Source organism: Halarcobacter anaerophilus, from assembly GCF_006459125.1.
Taxonomy (GTDB): domain Bacteria; phylum Campylobacterota; class Campylobacteria; order Campylobacterales; family Arcobacteraceae; genus Halarcobacter; species Halarcobacter anaerophilus.
This window is the reverse complement of sequence record NZ_CP041070.1, coordinates 2,610,856-2,629,186: the sequence shown is the minus strand read 5'-3', so window position 1 is coordinate 2,629,186 and position 18,331 is coordinate 2,610,856. Positions and strand designations below refer to the sequence as shown.

The following is an 18,331-nucleotide window of genomic DNA, read 5'->3' as shown; positions in this document are numbered from 1 at the left end:
ATAAAAGCTTTTACAGCTTTTACCAAACTTTTATTTCATTGTAAACGGAATCTCTTTCAACCGGTATAAAACCTGAATTTCTTATTAGGTCAACAAAATTTTGAAGAGCAATTCCATTTGCGCTTTTTGCTCCTGCCGCACTTTGGATTGATTCTTTTTCTATTGTTCCGTCTAAATCGTTTGCTCCAAATTCTTGAGCTAGGAGAGCAAGTTTTGTAGTTGATGTTACCCAATATGCTTTTATATTTGGAATATTGTCAAGCAAGATTCTTGATATTGCCATTGTTTTTAAAATCTCTTGACCTGTTAGAAAATCTTTTACTTTTAGATAGTTATTCTCTTTTTGATAAACCAATGGAATAAAAGCATTAAATCCGCCTGTTTCTTCTTGGAGTTTTCTAAGTCTTAACATATGATCGATTCTATGTTCTCTATTTTCTACATGTCCAAAAAGCATTGTTGCATTGCTTTGGTGTCCTGCTTTATGCCAAAGTCTGTGAATTTCGATCCATTGATCTGAAGTTACTTTTCCTCCGCAAATTCTTTTTCTAACAATTTCGTCGAAGATTTCAGCTCCTCCTCCTGGCATAGAATCAACACCACTTTCAATCATTTTCTCAATAATTTGCTCATAACTTAAGTTATATTGTGTTGCCAAAAAGTGAATTTCTGCCGCTGTTAAAGCTTTTACGTGAATATGCGGGAATTTATCTTTTATTTTTCTAAATATATCTAAATACCACTGCAATCCCGTATTTGGATTATGAGCTGAAACAATGTGTACTTCTTTTATTCCATGTTTTGAAGAGTTTTCTACAACATCCATAATCTCTTCATGGCTCATTGTGTATTGATGGGGATTTTTTCTACTTGCACTGTAAGCACAAAATTGACAAACATCTTTACAGATATTTGTGGGGTTTATATGTCTGTTTATATTAAAATAGGTCTTTTTGCCATGTTTTTCTTCTCTGATTTTATTTGCAAGTTGGGCAAGTTCAAAAAGCTCCAAATCATAGAGTTTAACCGCTTCTTCTAAACTATAATTTTCTTTTTTTTCAAATTTTTCTAGTATACTCATTTTATCTCTTTATTTACAATCAACATCTTTGCTATATTTTCCGTGGTTGCTTCTATTAATAAAACCTATACATTTTTTTTGTAAATCTTTATCATAGAATACGACTTTATAGACTGTACTTCTAACTTTTGTTACTTCATCTTCAACATTCATTTTATTTACGACTTTTATTCCTGAAATATTTTTATGCCCGAGATCTGCTAAAACCTCTTCCATTTTTAATTTTTGCATAAAAACTTCAAACATAAATCCTGCTACTATAATTATCGACATAATGATAATTATAATAATACTTTTTTTAGGTAATTTTCTAACTTCAACTTTTTCTTGGCTCATAGGTCATCTCGTTTAGTGGTTTAAATTTGTCATCTTCTTTATCATAATAATCAAGCTGTGCTGTTTCTATATTATAATACCATCCATGAACTTGAAGTTCACCTTTTTTATATAGTTTTTCAACTTCAGGATATGTTAGAAGATTATCTAATTGATGTCTAATAGAGTTTCTCTCCGTTGCTCTATACATCTCCTCTTCGGTTTTGAAATTATTATTTTTAAGTGTTGTCTCTTTTGCTTTTGCTCCTAGCGTAAGCCAGGTTTTTATATGGACAAAAGAACCGTTATCGGGAATATCTTCATAAAGGCTTTTACAGGCTCCGCAATGTGAGTGTCCGCAAATAATAATATGTTTTACTTTTAAAACGGCAATGGCATATTCGATTGCAGCTGCACTTCCGTGGAAATCTTCATCATGTTTAAAAGGGGGAACAAAATTTCCGACATTTCTTAAAATAAACATATCTCCGGGTTTTGTTCCAAGCATTAAATCCGGAGTTACTCTGCTGTCGGAACAACCTATAAACATTACTTCAGGTTTTTGTCCGTGTTTTACCAAATCTTTTAACTCAGATTCCAAGGCTTTGTAGTTTTTCTTTCTAAAATTTTCATTGCCTTTTATCAATCGGGTCAAGATCATTTAACTTTTCCTGTAGTTTTAATAATTTTTTGGTCGTTTACTGTTATTGCCGTGATTTTTTTTATATTATCTTTTTCTTCATCATCTTGAAGTTTATATTCAACTAGATAGTCAATATTATGACAAGATATTAAAGTAGTAAATCTTGACAGTTTCAAAGATTCGCAACTCTTCATATTTATAAATTTATCGTTTGCAAAACTAAAGAGTGTAAATATCATCAAAATTAAAAGTTTGCTCACTTTAACTCCTTTATAATTTTACAAGCCTCTTTTAATGTTTCAGGCTCTATATCTATTTTTGCAATAAGACGGATTATGGCACTTTTTACCGTAGGTTGTCTTATGGCACCAACTAAAAAACCTTTTTGTTTCAAAGTTTTTTGTATCTGAATAACTTTTTTATTATCCGCTATATTAATAGGTATAATTAAACTATCAGAAGTTATACCTAAAATATCATTTATTACTTGTAAATTTGCTTTGATTTTATTTTTAATCTCTTTCTTGTTTTTTACGATAAATTTTAAAGATTCCAAACCCAATGCAGTATCAAAAAGAGAAGGAGCAGTTGTGTAGATAACGGCTTTTGCTCTATTCAGCAAAAACTCAATAATATTTGAACTTCCTAAAATATAAGCACCGTAACTTCCGTAAGCTTTACCTAGAGTTCCCATTTTTATATGGTTTGCTTTTGGTTTTATTTTGTAAAAATCAAAAATCCCTAAAAGATTTTCTCCTAAGACTCCCGAAGAGTGTGCTTCATCTACTATTAAAAGAGCATTATTTTTGTCGGCTATATCAAAAATCTCTTTTGGTGCCAAATCTCCGCCCATAGAGTAAACACCTTCGATAGCTATGATTTTTCTGCCTTTTGTCTCTTTATTTTTTATTTTTTCTTCTAAATCTTTTGTATTATTGTGTTTGAAGATAACTACTTGGTCTTTATTTAAAACTCTTGTGGCAAACATTCCGCTTGCATGATAATCTTCATCGATAAACAGAGTATCGCCTTTTCTAACAAGAGCTTCTATCATTGAAACATTTGCCAAAAAACCGCTTCCTACTATAATAGCATCTTCAAAACCGTTTTCTTGTTTTAGTTTATCTTCAAAATCTTTGTGAACTTTAGAGTATCCGTTTACAAGCATTGAAGCTTTAGGGGAGTGATATTTCTCTTTTAATACTCTTTTGTAAGCATTTTCAAAAAGTTCTTTATTGTTTGCAAGACCTAGATAATCGTTTGAAGCTAAATCAATTATATTATCATCAAAAATTTCTCTGGTTCTTAAACGGTTGGATTTTTTTATAGAGTTAAGTTCTTTAGAATACAAAAATGCTCCTAGTAATTTTTGTATTTTATATAAAATTGCATTAAAAATCGTTAAATTTTTTATAATGCTACTATTATGCTATTATTAACTATTATAATTACATTACCTACTAATTAAACGTCCTTCATAGTAGAGATAAAGAGCAATTAATTTTGCTCTTTTTTTTTACTTGAAAATCAACTGCTAAAACTTAAACTTTTTTCAACCATAAGTTTTGCTGTTTCTATTTGAGAGTGGACATAATATTTTATATTTAAATCTTTCAGCTCTTTTTTCTCATCTAAAGAATCAATTCTAACAATTAAATTTGCATCGTTTTTGAAATTTAAAACGGCTTCACAAATAAGTCTTTTTTTGATTAAACTGTTTGTAGTAACAATAATATTTGAGGCTTCATCTACTTTTAAAGATTCCAAAACGGGAAGTTTTTCCAAGTGCCCGAAATATGCCATAAAACCGTTTTTCCTTGCAAGAAGTACATGTTTTAAATTATCTGAAATGATAACAAATGATTTATTTTGTTTATTTAGTTCATGGGCAATTATTCTTCCTAAAATTGCATATCCGCAAATAATAGTATGGTTTCTTCTGTTAATTGGAGTAATTTTATCTGATTCATAGAATTCAACTACGAAAAATGAAGCTATTTTATAAATATTATTTACAATAAAAGGAGTTAAAATCATAGATAAAACCGTTACTAAAATAAGAAAACTAGCTAAATCTTTATCTAATATATTGTCATTTGCGGCAAGTGCAAAAACGGCAAAAGAAAACTCTCCTATTTGACAAAGTGCAAGTGCTGATTTAACAGAATCACTCTTATTTGATTTTGCAAGCATTAAAAGATAAATAACAACGGCTTTTATAACCATAACACCGAAAAATATCAAAAATACGTAATGAATATTCGAAAGCAGATAAGGCACGTCTATTTTTGTTCCCACAGAGAAAAAGAATGCTCCTAAAAGCAGATCTTTGTATGAAGAGATATCTGATTCAACTTTTATATGATAATTGGTTTCGGAAATTATCATTCCCGCAATAAAAGCTCCCAAAGAGTAGGTAAACCCCAATTGGTGAGCTAAAAGTGAAGTTCCTATTACAATTGACAAGATTGAGGCTAAAAAGAGCTCTTCAATTCTAGTTCTTGAAGAGAAGTCTAAAAACCAATTTAAAATCTTTTTTCCTATTGTAAACATAAAAAGAATAATTAACAAAGCAGATAAAAAAGTGTTTGTTAAAATTTCGCCTAAACTCAGAGTATCATTTGATAAAAACGATATTAACAGAAGTATGGGAATTACTGCTAAATCTTGAAAAACCAATATAGCAGTAGATTTTTCACCGTAAGGAGTATGAATATCTTTTGATTGTTTTAAATATGTTAAAACAATTGCCGTTGAAGATAGAGAAAATGCAAGTGCGATTATAATCGACGAGGTAGTATCAATATCAAATATATATTTTGCGAGTAAATATATAATTACGGCACTGACTCCAACTTGAATAGAACCGTTTACGAAAAGTATCTCTTTCATCTTTTTTAGTTTGTTTATAGGCATTTCAAGACCTATTGTAAACATTAAAAATACGATTCCAAACTCGGCTATCAAATCTAAAATATGCAAATCCGAAGTTCCGTTTAAATCAAACAAAGAGGTTATTATTGTTCCTGTAATGATATATCCTATTATATGGGACATTGAGAACTTTTTAAGGATAATGTTAATCAGCGTGGATAAAGCGAATGATAAAAAAATTATAAATAGTATTGTTTCCATGAGCGTATTTTATCCAATAAAGTTATATTTTTCTTAAAATTTTTGTACGAAATATATCAATTTTATACATCTTTTAGCAAAAGGAAAGTAACTAAAAGGTTATAATAGAAAATTATAAGGAGTAATTATTATGGTTGATAAAATAAAAGAGTTTTTAGGACATGGGAAAGATCATATTGTAACAGTAATTTTAAAAGGTCTTTTTTGGTTGGCTCCAATTGCCGCAATCACTATAATAGTACTTTGGATTTACGACAACGTAAATGCTTTAACGGGATATTTTTTTACTCTTGTTGGATTTGAACCTGAACATTATCCAGTATTGTGGACTTTTATAGGTGTTGCACTTTTAGGGTTTTTAGCGTATATTTTAGGAATATTCGTTGAAACGGGATTAATAAATTTTATACAAAGATTATACTCAAAGATTCCAGGCTACGGAACGATAAAAGAGCTTGTAAATATATTTAATACTTCAAAATCAGGAGAGAAAAAAGTTTTAGTCGTACTAATTCGAGGGTTTTCAAAAGAGGATTACAATGTAGGTCTTATGTACTCTACAAAAGAGTCTATCGTAAAAGATCATTATACAGCAGTTTTATCAATGACTCCAATTCCAAACGGTGGATATATGTTTGAAGTTCATAAAGATAAAATCTGGGTTATACAAGAAGCAACTTTTGACAGCAATTTACAATATCTTCTCTCTATGGGAGTAAAATCATTGTCTGAAATCATTAAAACCCCGCCTAAAAATATAGAAGATTTTATTACTTTAGATGAATATTTAAAAAGAAATGAATCAAAAGAAAATGTATAATTAAATGCTATAAAATAAATTTTTAATTTTATTAAAAAATCAGCTCTTTTCACAACAGACTTTATTAAACTTTATGTTAATCTTTTAGTATAAAAACTATTTTGAAGCAGCACTCATGGAAAACAATAAAAATGTGACAAAACATATAGCAGAACAGACAGTAATGTTCGCAACAATAACTAAATGGATTCTTATATCCTCTTCTATCGGGGCTTTGATTGGATTTATTGTTGCTTTATTTTTAAAACTTTTGGAGTACTGTGAAAATTCAAGAACTCTTCTGCCTTTTGATTACTACTATTTACTGCCTTTTGCTTTAGTTTTAACAGTTATTATCGTAAAAAAGTTTGCTCCTAGTGCTGAGGGACACGGTACGGAAAAAGTTATTGAAGCCGTGCATAAAAATTCAGGAGAGATGAAACTCTCTGTTATTCCTGTCAAGCTAGCTGCAACGGTTATTACTATTTTTGCGGGTGGTTCAGTAGGTAAAGAGGGACCAGGAGCCCAAATAGGTGCAGCGGCAGCCTCTTTTGTTGCAACACTTTTTAAATTTTCAAAAAGAGATAGAAAAAAAATGGTAATCTGCGGTATTAGTGCAGGTTTTGCATCAGTATTCGGAACACCTTTGGCAGGGGCTATTTTCGGAGTTGAAATACTTATAGTCGGTGCTTTGATGTATGATATTTTACTCCCTTCTATTGTTGCGGGATTTTCGGCTTTTTTTGTAGCAAAAATGGTTGGAATAAGTTATACATATTTTGATATTGCCTATTACGTAACTTTTGATTTTAATTATGTATTAATCGCAAAAGTTATTTTAGCCGGAATATTTTTCGGGCTTGTTGCAGACTTTATAATTACGGTATTAAGAGCAATAAGCACTTATGCCAAATCATTAAAAATGCACTATATTCTAAAAGCTTTTTTAGGTGGAGTAGTAATCGTAATATTAACTTTACTTGTGGGAGACCAATATCTGGGTTTAGGTTTTGATACTATAAAAGAGGCTTTGTCTTCAAGTTTTCAAGATCATGAAAATATTCCTTGGTATGCCTTTATAGCAAAAACTATTTTTACCTCTTTAACCTTAGGCTTCGGAGGAAGTGGAGGAGTTATTACTCCTGTTTTTTATATAGGTGCAACAAGCGGTAATTTTTTCGGTACGGTTGTTGACGGTTATATTCCTTTATTTGCCGCTTTAGGTTTTGTTAGTGTATTAGCAGGTGCTACAAGTGCACCTATTGCAGCTATGATTATGGCAGTTGAACTTTTTGGAGTAAATGTTGCTCATTATGCAGCACTTTCGATTATAATTGCATTTTTAATGACGGGACACAGAAGCGTATTTCCTTCACAAGTTTTGTCTATGAAAAAATCCGATGCTATTAATGTACAGCTAGGAGGAGAGATTGTAAACGCCCAAGCAACCTATACGACTAGATTTTTTGCAAATATAAGAAGATTTTTAAGAATAATTTATGTTAAATCAAAAAGAGCATTTAGAAAAAGAAGAAGGACTAAAGAGTAATATTTTCTAAAAACTCAATCTCTTGATCTACAATAATAACTGCATCTATACAGTAGTTGCAGTTAAGTTTTTTTGTTTGTATATAGTAATCAATACTTCTTTTTAGTTTTGAAAGTTTTGAAGGCGTGATATTATTAACCGCAGTTTCATAATCCAAGGCAGATTTGACTTCAACGAAGTGATAAACTTTATCTTTTTTACAAATAATATCTATTTCGCCTAATTTTTTTGCATAAAAGTTTTTTTCTACTATTTCATAAGCTTGAGAGATTAAAAACTCACAAGCTTTTTGTTCTGCTATATCACCTTTAGACCGGCTCAATTTCTACTCTGATAGATTTAAATCTTGCAGTTAAAATCAGCTCATCGGCTTCATCTCCAAAGATAAAATTGATTTTTGATTCAGGGTGGTGGAAAGTTGTATAAAGCGTTCCAGGTCTAATATTTTTTGTATATTTTACAGGTAATATTGCAGTTTGACCGTATTGGGTTTTTATAATAATTTGTTTACTTCCGATTCTTTGCTCATCCTCTTTTGAAGCTAAAACAATATCTTTGTCATATCTTGAATTTAAAGCTTCGGTTCTTATTGTTTGGGCAGAATTATTATAATGAACTATTGTTCTTCCTGTTGTTAAATAGAACTCATTTTTCGAAAAAGTCTCTTTTTCAACTAATTTTTTTATTTGTTCTCTTAATTTGTATCGGTGGTATTGAAAATATCCTTTTCCGTTTTGGGTTCTAAATTTTTCAATATGCAAAATAGGAGTATCCTCTTTTTCTATAGGCCACTGCATACCTCTGTTTCTATTTTTTGAGAGTTTATGGTATGTTGCTCCATTGAATCTTGTTTTTACTTTTTCTCTGGTTTCATTCCATACATCTTCACTTGTTTCATAAATAAATTCACCGTTGATTTTATTTTCAATATCTCTTAAAACTTCCCAATCATCGGGCAAATCTGTTTGTACAAGAGGTTGAGAAAGATGAAGTCTTCTCATAGCATTTACATAAACACCTGTTTTTTCATAAGCAGATTTTACTCCAAAAACAATATCGGCTTTTTTTGAAATTTCATTCATAAAAAGTTCATTTGAGATTATAAGTTCAAGGTTTTCCAAAGCTTTATGTACTTTATTCTGATTTGGATGAATATGGGCAATATCTTCTCCCATTACATACATAGCTTTGATATTTCCTTTTAACATTTCATCTATTAGTTGAGGTGTCATTAAACCTATCTCTTTGGGTTTTTCATAATCCGGGTCAAAATAGGGTAAACATCCCGTATCACAGGCACCTTGTACATTATTTTGACCTCTTAAAGGCATAAGTCCCGTTCCTGTTTTCCCGATATTTCCCGTAAGCAGACTTAAGTGAACGATAGCCATAACGGCATATGAACCGTCTAAATGTTCCGTAACTCCAAGTCCCCAAAAAAACATAGATTTCTTTTTTGCATACTCTCTTGCAACCTCAGGAATAGTGTCGGCTAAATATTCGTACCCCTCTATCTTTTTCATAAATTCAGGATTTGCAAAAGGGTCATTTAAAATAGAGTCTTTATACTCTTCAAATCCTACGCATCTTGTATCAATAAAATCATTATCATAAAGTTTTTCATTTAAAATTACATAAGCCATCATATTTAAAACCAAAAGGTTTGCTTCATATGGAATAATAACCTCTTTACCGTATTTCCCTATTTGAATATTTCTTACATCTATTACGGTAACCGAGGCTGTTTTTGCTTTTGCAGCTTTAATTATTCTGTTTGCAACGATTGGATGTGCTTCTGTTGTATTAGAACCCATTATAATGATATTTTCAGTTTCATAAATATCGTCAAAAGGATTAGTTGCCGCTCCTTCTCCTATTAAAGGTTTCATTCCTTTTAGACTTGGACTGTGACAAACTCTGGCACAACAATCCACATGGGGAGAATTTATTGCTTCCCTGATAAATTTTTGAAACATATATGAGCTTTCACATGAAGTTCTAGCTCCGCCCATTCCACAAAAACTGTGTCTTCCGTATTTTTGTTTTATATCCGTTAATTTCCAAGCAGCAAGAGAAGTCGTAAATTCGTAAGGAGCTTCAAAATACTCTTTATCAAATTCTTTTAGCGTTTTTGCTCTGGCTTTTAACTCTCTTGGCAGCTCTTTAAAGTTTTTTTCTATAAAAGATTTTTTTACCCTTGTATTTCTGATTCTTTCATCCGAAGCAACAAAACCGAAACCTTTTGAACCTTTAATACAAAGTTTTCCCTGGCTTACATAGCCGTCATTTTGTGCATAAATTTTCAAGATTTTATTATCTTCTACTTGAGCCGTGATATCGCAACCGACACCGCAGTAAGTACAAACAGAACTAATATCTGCAATCATTTATCAACCACCACCTACAAATTGTAACAATTCTAGTTTGTCATTCTCTCTTACAACAAAACTATTCCATTCATCTTTTTTTACTATTTCCATATTAACGGCAGCTGCCATTACTTTTTCTTCAATTTTCAGTTCATGAATAATCTCTTCAAGTGTAGAGTCTTCTTCAAAGTTTTTTTCTTCACCGTTTACTATAAGATTCATTTTCCTACCCTTTAGATTTTATTTGAGATTTTATCTAATTAATCTTTTATTTTACTCAAATGAAGTTATTAGTTTTAGTCAGGTCTTTCAATCATATATCCGATCCCTCTTACGTTTGTAATAAAGTCCTCTTTTAATATTTTTTTCACTCTGTTAACTTCTGCTCTAATGGTTGCATTGTCGATTTCTTCCCCGTCGTAGGCATACTCTCTGAACATATCGTAATTTACGACTAAACCTCTGTTTTTTGCAAGCAAGGAGATTATCATAAGTTGTCTTTTGTGTAAAATATAGGGTTCATTATTGAAATACAAAGTCATGCTGTCATGGTCAAAGCTGTAAGATATTGAAAGTCTTTTATGATTTTGGGGAACAAATGCACATTTTAAAATTCTATTTATTCTAAGATTTAACTCTTTTAAATGAAAGGGTTTTTTTAAGTAATCATGGCATCCTATATCAAAAGCTCTTGAAATCTCTTCTATATCCAAAAGCGCTGAAATAAATATTGTAGGAATCATTCTTTTTTGTTTATGCAGCTCTTCTAAAATAGTAAACCCGTCAATATCGGGAAGATTTATATCTAAAATAAGCATATCAAACTTTTCGTTTTCTAATACTTGCATACAGGATTTTCCATCTTTTGAAGATATGATATAGTGTCCTACGGATGTTAAATATTGTGTTATTGCATCATTTAACATTAAATCATCTTCAAGTAGCAGAATTTTCATTGTTTTCCTTCTTGAAATAGTATGTAAAAGTGGTAAAATGACTGTTTGATTCCAAATCTATTTTAATTCCCTCTTCATCACATATCTTTTTTACCAAATTAAGTCCCAAGCCAAAGCCCTCTTTTAATTTCTCTTCTCTGTAATACTCTTCAAAAATTTTTTTCGGTTCTTGAATAAGAGTTGAATGACTTGAAAACTGCAATTTATAAAATCCTTCTTCTTCATATAAAAGAATATAAATATCTTCATTTTCAAAAGTATATTTTATGGCGTTTGTTAAATTGTTATCTATTATTCTTTGCAGTTTCGTTTCATTAAAATTAATATATTTTACTCTTTTTGAACTTTCAAAAATAAGTTTTGATTTTGCATTTATGGCAACTTGTGAAAAAAAGTCAATTCTGCTTCTGGCATAGTCTGTTAAATCAATTCTTTGGTTGGCATAAATTATTTGATCTTTTTTTATCAAATAACTTAAATCATCATATATTGAAAAAAGATTTTTCATTGCAACTTCAATATTTGAAAGGTATCTGTTTTTTCCAAATTCCATTTCATAAAGCTCAATATTTCCCATAATCGTTGATAAAGGAGTATTTGTTTCATGAATAGTATGTCTTAAAAACTGTTTTTGTGCCGCAAGAAGGTTGTGGGTATAGAGTTTTTCTTCATTTAATTTTGTTGTTTGTTTATCATAATCTTTTGTTGATTGTCGGATTAGATGGGTCAAAGCTCTTATTGTTCTTGCATAAGCATCTTTTTTTTCAGGTTCTGCTTTTTTTACTTTTTTATCTATTTTTGTGTTCTCTTCTGTTAGGGCAACTACTGTTAAGGTTTGATTTAAAAGAAGATTTTTTGAACCGTTATGGTAAAACTCTGCATAGGTAAAAAATCCCGAAGTAGGTGCAATTCTTGCAAAAGGTTCAACTTCTACTTGGATAAGATCAGGCATATATCTTCTTCTTGCCATACATGAATATAAAAAGAAACTTTGGGGTTTTATATTATATAAGGTATCAAAGCTTTTAATAGGATTTTGCATAATCATCTCTGCATTTCCAAAACCAAGTTTTACTTTGTCTCCCTCTTTTAGATTTCCCGCAAAACTTACGCTTCCGTCTTTATGTTTGGCAATTAGTGCTCTAGCTGTTGGGATACCGTCTTTTTCAACTATCAAAGGAAATTCAATTCCTGTTGCAGGAAGTGCCAAAGCTACATCTTCTCCTAAATATTTTGAATAAAAATCAATAGGAGACATACCGTTTATACTATAGACTCTATTGTCTTCTATTTTATCAATAGTATGTTCAATTCCTATAGATGACCAGTTAAAGCGGTAATCATTATGAATTTTAAGGGAGTCTGAATTTAAAGATACTCCAACTGCTCCGCTTTTTAAAATTTTATTCTGAGAACAGATAAACGTTTGGGTAAATTCCCCGTTATCTCCAGCCATCCCACCGCAAATAGGAATTTTATTGTTAAAAGATTCTATTCCTTTTAAAAAGTTTTCACCGTTTGTTGTTGTTCCATCAGTAAAAAGTATTAGAAGTTTTGTATTTGGCGTAATTAGCTCTTTTGCTAGGGTAAAACCCGTATCAAAAGAGTCTTGGTTTTCTACATAATATTTTTTTATAAGGGTATTTTCAAAAATAGATATGGAAATTATTGTATTTGAAGTAGTAATTTTTTTATCTTTTATCTCTCCGTCTGTGGTAGTTCCAATTAAAACTGCTTGGGGCAACTCTTTTAAAAGCGTTAAAACTGTTTTTTTTAGATTCTCTTTTCCCTGTCCGCAAAAAATTTGTATTAAAATATTCTTTTCATTTTTGAATTTTTCAAAGTCGATATTGCTATTTTTAATGCTGTTTTTTACACTGTAATTAAAAGTTTTCATGTGAAATTGTAACATAATTATAATTTTTAGAAAAAATAAATTTTGCTCTGATTTTTTAAAAGTATCTTTTTACGGGCTTTCTAAGATAGAAAAAAGAGCTGCTATTTTCGTGCTATGTTCACGCTAAATTGAGGCTATATTTCTGCTGTAGAATTTTGGAAAGAAAAGATTAATACCTTTTACGTATTTGATTTTTTCATTATTTTATTTACAAAAAGGAAAACGATATGTCTGCTAAAATTTATGAAAAACCAAAATTTAAACCCCAATATGAAAATTTTATAGGAGGAGAGTGGGTTGCTCCTATAAGCGGTGAATACTTTGATAATGTTTCTCCTGTTGACGGTGAAGTTTTAACAAGAATTCCTCGTTCAAATGAAGAAGATGTTGAATCGGCAGTTGCTGCTGCAAAAAAAGCTTTTGAATCTTATAAACACACTTCTTCTGCACAAAAAAGTGCTATGTTAAACAAAGTTGCCGATGCAATAGAAGCTAACCTTGAAGCAATCGCACTTGCAGAGACTTTGGATAACGGAAAAACGGTAAGAGAGACTTTAAATGCCGATATTCCTCTTGTTGTAGATCATTTTAGATATTTTGCATCGGTAGTTCGAGCTGAATCGGGAACTGTAAGTGATCTTGATGAGAATACAATTTCTCAAGAGATTCATGAACCTTACGGTGTTGTTGCTCAAATTATTCCTTGGAATTTCCCTCTATTAATGGCAGCTTGGAAATTAGCTCCTGCTTTGGCTGCGGGAAATTGTATTGTTATGAAACCTGCTTCTGCAACTCCTATGTCTATTTTACTATTAATGGAAACTATTCAAGACGTACTGCCAAAAGGAACAATAAATATTATTAACGGTTCAGGTGGAAAAATAGGGAAAGCTCTTGCAACTCATCCTGATGTTAAAAAAGTGGCATTTACGGGAGAGACTACAACAGGGCAACTTATTATGAAATATGCAACTGAAAATATTATTCCTTCAACACTTGAATTAGGTGGAAAATCACCGAACATTTTCTTTGAATCTGTTATGGAAAAAGATGATGAATTTTTGGATAAAGCAATTGAAGGATTGGTTCTTTTTGCTTTTAATTCAGGTGAAGTTTGTACTTGTCCTTCTAGAGCTCTTGTTCAAGAATCAATTTATGAAAAATTTATGGAAAGAGTTCTTAAAAGAGTAGCTGCAATTACCGAAGAAAATCCTTTAGATCCTTCAAATATGATGGGAGCACAAGCTTCTAAAAATCAAATGGAAAAAATTTTAGAATATATTAAAATAGGTAAAGAAGAGGGGGCTCAGTGTTTAATAGGCGGTGAAGCTTATGAAAACAAAACTTATCCAAAAGGTAATTATATCAAACCTACAATCTTCAAAGGTCATAATAAAATGAGAATTTTCCAAGAAGAGATTTTCGGACCTGTATTATGTGTTACTACATTTAAAGATGAAGAAGAAGCACTTGAAATTGCAAATGATACAATTTACGGATTAGGTTCAGGTGTATGGTCAAGAGACGCACATCAAGTTCATAAAATGAGTAGAGGAATTGAAGCAGGTAGAGTTTGGGTAAATTGTTATCATATGTATCCTTCTCATGCATCATTCGGTGGTTATAAAAAATCGGGAATCGGTAGAGAGACTCATATGATGATGTTAAACTCTTATAGACATACAAAAAATATTTTGACTTCTTATGATAAAAATCCAATGGGATTTTTTTAAAAAAGTATAGGAATTTCTCCTATACTAAAAAGGACACTTTATGCCAATTAAAAGAGTAGTTGCAACACCTGAAGCGCAAAAAATAATAGAAATGCTAAAAGAAAAATACGGGGAACTCGTATTTAATCAAAGCGGTGGCTGTTGTGACGGAACAGCTCCTATGTGTTTTGAAAAAGATGATTTTTACGTACCAAGCAGAAATGTAAAAATGGGTGAAATTTGCGGCTGTGAATTTTTTATAGATAAAGATCAATTTGAATATTTTAGACACTCTCAAGTTATTGTGGATGTAAAAGAGGAGAAAGGGGCATTTGGAAACTCTTTCTCTCTTGAGATTGATGAGGGATATCAGTTTCTTACAAAATCAAGAATTTTTACAGACGAAGAGTATGCACAGTTGGAAAAACAAGAGTCTTAAAGTGCTATTTTTTTACAAATAGCACTTTAAATCTATCTCCCATACCTGTAGGTTCGATCAAGGTTTTAACTTTTTGGGCTTCTCTTAAATAACTGTTTTCATCAACGTTTCTTTTTAATATTTCAAGTAAATCCGTAATACCGAAATCAATCAATGCTATCATTTGAGTTTTAAAAGATACCTCTTGCGTATCAAGTTCTTTAAAACAATCTTCTAAATGTTTGAAAAAAACATCATAAGTTATATCGGCTTTTTTATAATATTCTTGCAACTCTAAGTTCTCTTCAAAAAGAGGGAAAACTTTGTGTTTAGAGTAGATTCTAGCGGAAAAATCGTTTCTTGGAACTATATCTCCGTAATCAAAAGTTATAAAATTAAATTTTTTTATATTTTGACAAAGAGTTTTTGCAAACTCATTATACCCCACTGCAATTTCGCCTTTTGAAATCTTATATTTTTTACAGTGGTTTATTATTTTTGTATCTTTACAGGGTTCAAATTTTATTTTATGATTTTCTACATAAGCTATTTGAAGTTGTTCTTCTTTTGTATAAACCAATTCACAGGCAAAAGCGTCAAATATCTCATTTGCCACTATAAAAGCGTGGGGAAGTTTGACTTGTTTTATATCATCGTAATGTTTTAATTGTATTGCATCTCCAAAAGACTCTTCTAGGTATTTTTTTTGTTGTACTTGAAGTTTTTCAAACCTTTCGACTATTGCAAAGTTCAAAGTATCTAAAAGTTTTGGTTCTAAAGTATAAATAAACTGGATAATATCCGCTAAAAGGTATCCGTGATGCGCACCTACTTCAACTATCGTAGTATTTTTGGGAAGTTCGCCTTTTTTTATGGTATCTACAATTTTTTTACCGATTGTTCCGCCGAAAAAACTCGAAGTTGATACGGAAGTATAAAAGTCACCTTTTTTACCTATTGTTTTATAATTTGCGTAATATCCATTATCTGAATAGAGCCAACTATTAAAATATTCGCTAAATTTCTCTTTTTTCATAGAAATAGTTTACCTAAAAAAGCCTTTGCAAATTTTTTAGGTAATAAAAAAGCTACAAAAGAATCAAAACTTTTGTAGCTAAATTGTTTTTTATATAGATTATTAGTTGTTTGAACAAGCGTCAATTACGGAGTTTTGATCGGGATAAAGATAAATCTCAACTCTTCTGTTTAAAGCCATATCTTCTTTGGTTTTATTTGGAACTAAAGGTTTGTTAAATGAACATCCTTTTGAGTAGATTTGATTAGAAATACCGCTGTTATAAAGAGTATTCCCTACATTTGAAGCTCTTTGTTCAGAAAGTTTTTGATTATATTCATAAGTTCCTCTGCTATCTGTAAATCCAACTACTTGAACAATTGTATCTGGATAATTTCTTAAAACTTTTGTAATTTTTTCCAATTTTCTAGCTGCTTCTTGAGTAGGAATTGCCGAATTTGTTTCAAATACCATACTGTCTCTTAGCATGATTTTTACATATTTATCCGTATTTGAAATAATTAAATCATTATCTGGATTTGTTACGGCTAGAGGACTATTATCAACTTGAGTATCAAGTTCTTCTGCTATTTGTTTAGCCTGTTCATCCATAGAGTATCCTATCCCTCCACCAACAGCTGCACCTACAACACCGCCTACGACTGCATTTTTTGAAGAGTGCCCGGACATAATTCCTATTAAGGTTCCTAAAAATGCCCCCATTACGGCACCTTGTTTAGTTCTTGAATATTCATCATCTGAGTTTGCGTTAAGTTCACCGTTTTTTTGCGCACAACCTGTGAAAAAAAGAGTGGAAGCCAAGAATATTGCTGTTAGATTTTTTTTATTTAAATTTTTCATTTTTAATCCTTTATGAATTTTAATTATAGCAATTTATTGTGAATAAACGGTAAACAATAGTTGTAACTTTTTTGTAGATGAATTTGGATATAATACCGCTAATTGAATAATAAGGAGAGCCCAATGGAAAAAAGAACAAAAATTTTAGCAACTTTAGGACCGGCAAGTAACAGTGTAGAGATGATTGAAGGGCTTATTAAAGCCGGTGCAAATATGTTTAGACTAAATTTCTCCCACGGAGATCATGAATATCATAGTAAAACTTTAAAAAATATCAGAACAGCAATGGATAATTTAAACACTACAGTAGCGGTGCTTCAAGATATTTCAGGACCGAAAGTCAGAATAGGAGAGTTAAAAGAGCAGTTTGAACTTTTTAGAGGAGATGAAATTACTTTTTTAAAAGAGAGTATTGTAGGGTATAAAGCAGGAGATAAAAAATATATAGTATCGACAAACTATCCAGAACTGCTTGATAAAGTAAAAAAAGACGAATATATCTATCTTTATGACGGAACAATTAGAGCAAAAGTAATAGAAGTAGGCGATAAAGTAAAAGCCGTAGTTGAAAATCAAGGAATATTAAGCTCTAAAAAAGGGATAAATTTTCCAAATACCGTTATTGATATTAATGTAATTACAAGAAAAGACAAAGAAGATATTGCTTGGGGAGTTAAAAACAAAGTTGACTATTTTGCAATCTCTTTTGTACAAAATGCAAACGATATGAACAATGCAAGAAAACTTTTAGGCGAGTATAAAGGTAAACTTGTAGCAAAAATCGAAAAATTCGATGCAGTTGAAAATATTGACGAAATTATTAAAGCTAGTGACGGAATTATGGTTGCAAGGGGAGATTTAGGAATAGAAGTTCCATATTATGAAGTTCCTACAATCCAAAAAAGACTTATAAAAAAAGCAAACCAAGCTTGTATTCCAGTAATCACCGCAACACAAATGCTTTTATCTATGACACACAATGAAAGAGCAACAAGAGCTGAAATTTCGGATGTTGCAAATGCGGTTTTAGACGGAACAGATGCTGTTATGTTAAGTGAAGAGAGTGCTGTGGGTGTTGATCCTATTAATACTGTTGAAACTATGGCCAGAATTATTGCAAAAACAGAAGAGATTTATCCTTTTGATAAATATGAAAAACTAGCTTATCATGATGAGTTTGACGTAATTCAGGCAACAACTACGAAATTAGCCGATGATATTGGAGCAAAAGGAATAATCGTATTAACAAGTTCAGGACTTTCGGGAATGAAAATATCAAGATACAGACCAAAAACAAATATCTATATTTTTACCCATAAAAGAAGAATTTTAAATCCTATGTGCGGTTTATGGGGTGTTGAGCCTATTGCAAAAATCAAAGAGGCAGGCGCTTCTAAAATGATTCAAATGATGTTAAAACATTTGGAAAAAAGAGGAATCTTAGATAAAAAAGCTACTTATATAGCAACTTTCGGTTACCCTGTAGGACAACCGGGAAGTACAAATACAATTAAGATAATAACTCCTTCAGAGATGAAATACTATCTTAATCTACCTGAGCAAAAGAAGAAATAAAACCTC

The 18,331-nt window shown here is 30.9% G+C and carries 18 protein-coding genes; 5 read left to right on the top strand and 13 right to left on the bottom strand.

Features of this window, described 5'->3' with window-relative positions:
- Nucleotides 1-19: 19 nt before the first annotated feature.
- The 6 genes from mqnE to AANAER_RS13075 all read right to left on the bottom strand — a co-directional run bounded on the left by mqnE (nt 20) and on the right by AANAER_RS13075 (nt 5,174).
- Nucleotides 20-1,081, bottom strand: a complete 1,062-nt coding sequence (mqnE, locus tag AANAER_RS13100; RefSeq protein ID WP_129082007.1) for an aminofutalosine synthase MqnE — start codon at nt 1,079-1,081, stop codon at nt 20-22.
- 9 nt (nt 1,082-1,090) lie between these two features.
- Entirely contained in the window at nt 1,091-1,417 is a 327-nt protein-coding gene (locus AANAER_RS13095) for a hypothetical protein (protein ID WP_044417147.1), read from the bottom strand.
- Entirely contained in the window at nt 1,398-2,057 is a 660-nt protein-coding gene (locus AANAER_RS13090; protein ID WP_129082006.1) for a carbonic anhydrase, read from the bottom strand. Before AANAER_RS13090 ends, AANAER_RS13095 begins: the two co-directional genes overlap by 20 nt.
- Nucleotides 2,054-2,299 (bottom strand): hypothetical protein, encoded by a 246-nt coding sequence (locus tag AANAER_RS13085; protein ID WP_044417151.1) that lies wholly within the window; start codon nt 2,297-2,299, stop codon nt 2,054-2,056. The genes AANAER_RS13090 and AANAER_RS13085 overlap by 4 nt, the downstream gene beginning before the upstream one ends.
- Nucleotides 2,296-3,390 (bottom strand): aminotransferase class I/II-fold pyridoxal phosphate-dependent enzyme, encoded by a 1,095-nt coding sequence (locus AANAER_RS13080; protein ID WP_129082005.1) that lies wholly within the window; start codon nt 3,388-3,390, stop codon nt 2,296-2,298. The genes AANAER_RS13085 and AANAER_RS13080 overlap by 4 nt, the downstream gene beginning before the upstream one ends.
- A gap of 176 nt (nt 3,391-3,566) precedes the next feature.
- Complete coding sequence (locus tag AANAER_RS13075) at nt 3,567-5,174, bottom strand: cation:proton antiporter domain-containing protein (RefSeq protein ID WP_129082003.1); 1,608 nt, start codon at nt 5,172-5,174, stop codon at nt 3,567-3,569.
- 130 nt (nt 5,175-5,304) lie between these two features.
- On the opposite strand from AANAER_RS13075, the gene AANAER_RS13070 reads away from it, so the two are divergent.
- Both AANAER_RS13070 and AANAER_RS13065 read left to right on the top strand, forming a co-directional pair.
- Complete coding sequence (locus tag AANAER_RS13070; protein ID WP_044417153.1) at nt 5,305-5,994, top strand: DUF502 domain-containing protein; 690 nt, start codon at nt 5,305-5,307, stop codon at nt 5,992-5,994.
- A gap of 115 nt (nt 5,995-6,109) precedes the next feature.
- Nucleotides 6,110-7,522 (top strand): chloride channel protein, encoded by a 1,413-nt coding sequence (locus AANAER_RS13065; RefSeq protein ID WP_129082001.1) that lies wholly within the window; start codon nt 6,110-6,112, stop codon nt 7,520-7,522.
- Here AANAER_RS13065 and AANAER_RS13060 read toward each other — a convergent pair.
- The 5 genes from AANAER_RS13060 to AANAER_RS13040 form a co-directional block, all read right to left on the bottom strand.
- Nucleotides 7,512-7,844 carry a YraN family protein gene (locus AANAER_RS13060; RefSeq protein WP_044417161.1) on the bottom strand — a complete coding sequence of 111 codons (333 nt, stop codon included), beginning with the start codon at nt 7,842-7,844 and terminating at the stop codon, nt 7,512-7,514. The genes AANAER_RS13065 and AANAER_RS13060 overlap by 11 nt on opposite strands.
- Entirely contained in the window at nt 7,831-9,909 is a 2,079-nt protein-coding gene (locus tag AANAER_RS13055) for a molybdopterin oxidoreductase family protein (protein ID WP_129081999.1), read from the bottom strand. Before AANAER_RS13055 ends, AANAER_RS13060 begins: the two co-directional genes overlap by 14 nt.
- A gap of 3 nt (nt 9,910-9,912) precedes the next feature.
- Nucleotides 9,913-10,113: a sulfur carrier protein ThiS gene (gene thiS / locus AANAER_RS13050; protein WP_129081997.1), complete on the bottom strand. Its 201-nt coding sequence runs from the start codon at nt 10,111-10,113 to the stop codon at nt 9,913-9,915.
- Nucleotides 10,114-10,187: 74 nt separating this feature from the next.
- Complete coding sequence (locus tag AANAER_RS13045) at nt 10,188-10,847, bottom strand: response regulator transcription factor (protein WP_129081996.1); 660 nt, start codon at nt 10,845-10,847, stop codon at nt 10,188-10,190.
- Nucleotides 10,828-12,759 carry an FIST N-terminal domain-containing protein gene (locus AANAER_RS13040; protein ID WP_228711152.1) on the bottom strand — a complete coding sequence of 644 codons (1,932 nt, stop codon included), beginning with the start codon at nt 12,757-12,759 and terminating at the stop codon, nt 10,828-10,830. The genes AANAER_RS13045 and AANAER_RS13040 overlap by 20 nt, the downstream gene beginning before the upstream one ends.
- Before the next feature lie 212 nt (nt 12,760-12,971).
- On the opposite strand from AANAER_RS13040, the gene AANAER_RS13035 reads away from it, so the two are divergent.
- Together AANAER_RS13035 and AANAER_RS13030 are read left to right on the top strand one after the other, a co-directional pair.
- Nucleotides 12,972-14,477: an aldehyde dehydrogenase family protein gene (locus AANAER_RS13035; protein ID WP_044417167.1), complete on the top strand. Its 1,506-nt coding sequence runs from the start codon at nt 12,972-12,974 to the stop codon at nt 14,475-14,477.
- Nucleotides 14,478-14,517: 40 nt separating this feature from the next.
- On the top strand, nt 14,518-14,895 hold the full coding sequence (locus AANAER_RS13030; protein ID WP_044417169.1) for a DUF779 domain-containing protein: 378 nt from the start codon (nt 14,518-14,520) through the stop codon (nt 14,893-14,895).
- A 4-nt stretch (nt 14,896-14,899) separates the two neighbouring features.
- Here AANAER_RS13030 and AANAER_RS13025 read toward each other — a convergent pair whose 3' ends face one another.
- Both AANAER_RS13025 and AANAER_RS13020 read right to left on the bottom strand, forming a co-directional pair.
- Nucleotides 14,900-15,910, bottom strand: a complete 1,011-nt coding sequence (locus tag AANAER_RS13025) for an SAM-dependent methyltransferase (protein ID WP_129081995.1) — start codon at nt 15,908-15,910, stop codon at nt 14,900-14,902.
- A 102-nt stretch (nt 15,911-16,012) separates the two neighbouring features.
- Complete coding sequence (locus tag AANAER_RS13020) at nt 16,013-16,750, bottom strand: OmpA family protein (RefSeq protein ID WP_044417174.1); 738 nt, start codon at nt 16,748-16,750, stop codon at nt 16,013-16,015.
- Nucleotides 16,751-16,873: 123 nt separating this feature from the next.
- Between AANAER_RS13020 and pyk the strand changes: the two genes are divergently transcribed.
- The gene (gene pyk, locus AANAER_RS13015; protein ID WP_129081993.1) at nt 16,874-18,325 is read left to right on the top strand and encodes a pyruvate kinase; all 1,452 of its coding nucleotides are present in this window, start codon (nt 16,874-16,876) and stop codon (nt 18,323-18,325) included.
- The last annotated feature ends 6 nt before the right edge of the window (nt 18,326-18,331 follow it).

Bases quoted from the DNA above. Each gene is read 5' to 3' on its own strand.
- thiS (WP_129081997.1), bottom strand. From the start codon at position 10,113: ATGAATCTTATAGTAAACGGTGAAGAAAAAAACTTTGAAGAAGACTCT.
- AANAER_RS13035 (WP_044417167.1), top strand. From the start codon at position 12,972: ATGTCTGCTAAAATTTATGAAAAACCAAAATTTAAACCCCAATATGAA.
- AANAER_RS13030 (WP_044417169.1), top strand. From the start codon at position 14,518: ATGCCAATTAAAAGAGTAGTTGCAACACCTGAAGCGCAAAAAATAATA.
- AANAER_RS13025 (WP_129081995.1), bottom strand. From the start codon at position 15,910: ATGAAAAAAGAGAAATTTAGCGAATATTTTAATAGTTGGCTCTATTCA.
- AANAER_RS13090 (WP_129082006.1), bottom strand. From the start codon at position 2,057: ATGATCTTGACCCGATTGATAAAAGGCAATGAAAATTTTAGAAAGAAA.
- AANAER_RS13040 (WP_228711152.1), bottom strand. From the start codon at position 12,759: ATGTTACAATTTCACATGAAAACTTTTAATTACAGTGTAAAAAACAGC.
- AANAER_RS13065 (WP_129082001.1), top strand. From the start codon at position 6,110: ATGGAAAACAATAAAAATGTGACAAAACATATAGCAGAACAGACAGTA.
- AANAER_RS13070 (WP_044417153.1), top strand. From the start codon at position 5,305: ATGGTTGATAAAATAAAAGAGTTTTTAGGACATGGGAAAGATCATATT.
- AANAER_RS13095 (WP_044417147.1), bottom strand. From the start codon at position 1,417: ATGAGCCAAGAAAAAGTTGAAGTTAGAAAATTACCTAAAAAAAGTATT.
- AANAER_RS13045 (WP_129081996.1), bottom strand. From the start codon at position 10,847: ATGAAAATTCTGCTACTTGAAGATGATTTAATGTTAAATGATGCAATA.
- pyk (WP_129081993.1), top strand. From the start codon at position 16,874: ATGGAAAAAAGAACAAAAATTTTAGCAACTTTAGGACCGGCAAGTAAC.
- mqnE (WP_129082007.1), bottom strand. From the start codon at position 1,081: ATGAGTATACTAGAAAAATTTGAAAAAAAAGAAAATTATAGTTTAGAA.
- AANAER_RS13055 (WP_129081999.1), bottom strand. From the start codon at position 9,909: ATGATTGCAGATATTAGTTCTGTTTGTACTTACTGCGGTGTCGGTTGC.
- AANAER_RS13075 (WP_129082003.1), bottom strand. From the start codon at position 5,174: ATGGAAACAATACTATTTATAATTTTTTTATCATTCGCTTTATCCACG.
- AANAER_RS13020 (WP_044417174.1), bottom strand. From the start codon at position 16,750: ATGAAAAATTTAAATAAAAAAAATCTAACAGCAATATTCTTGGCTTCC.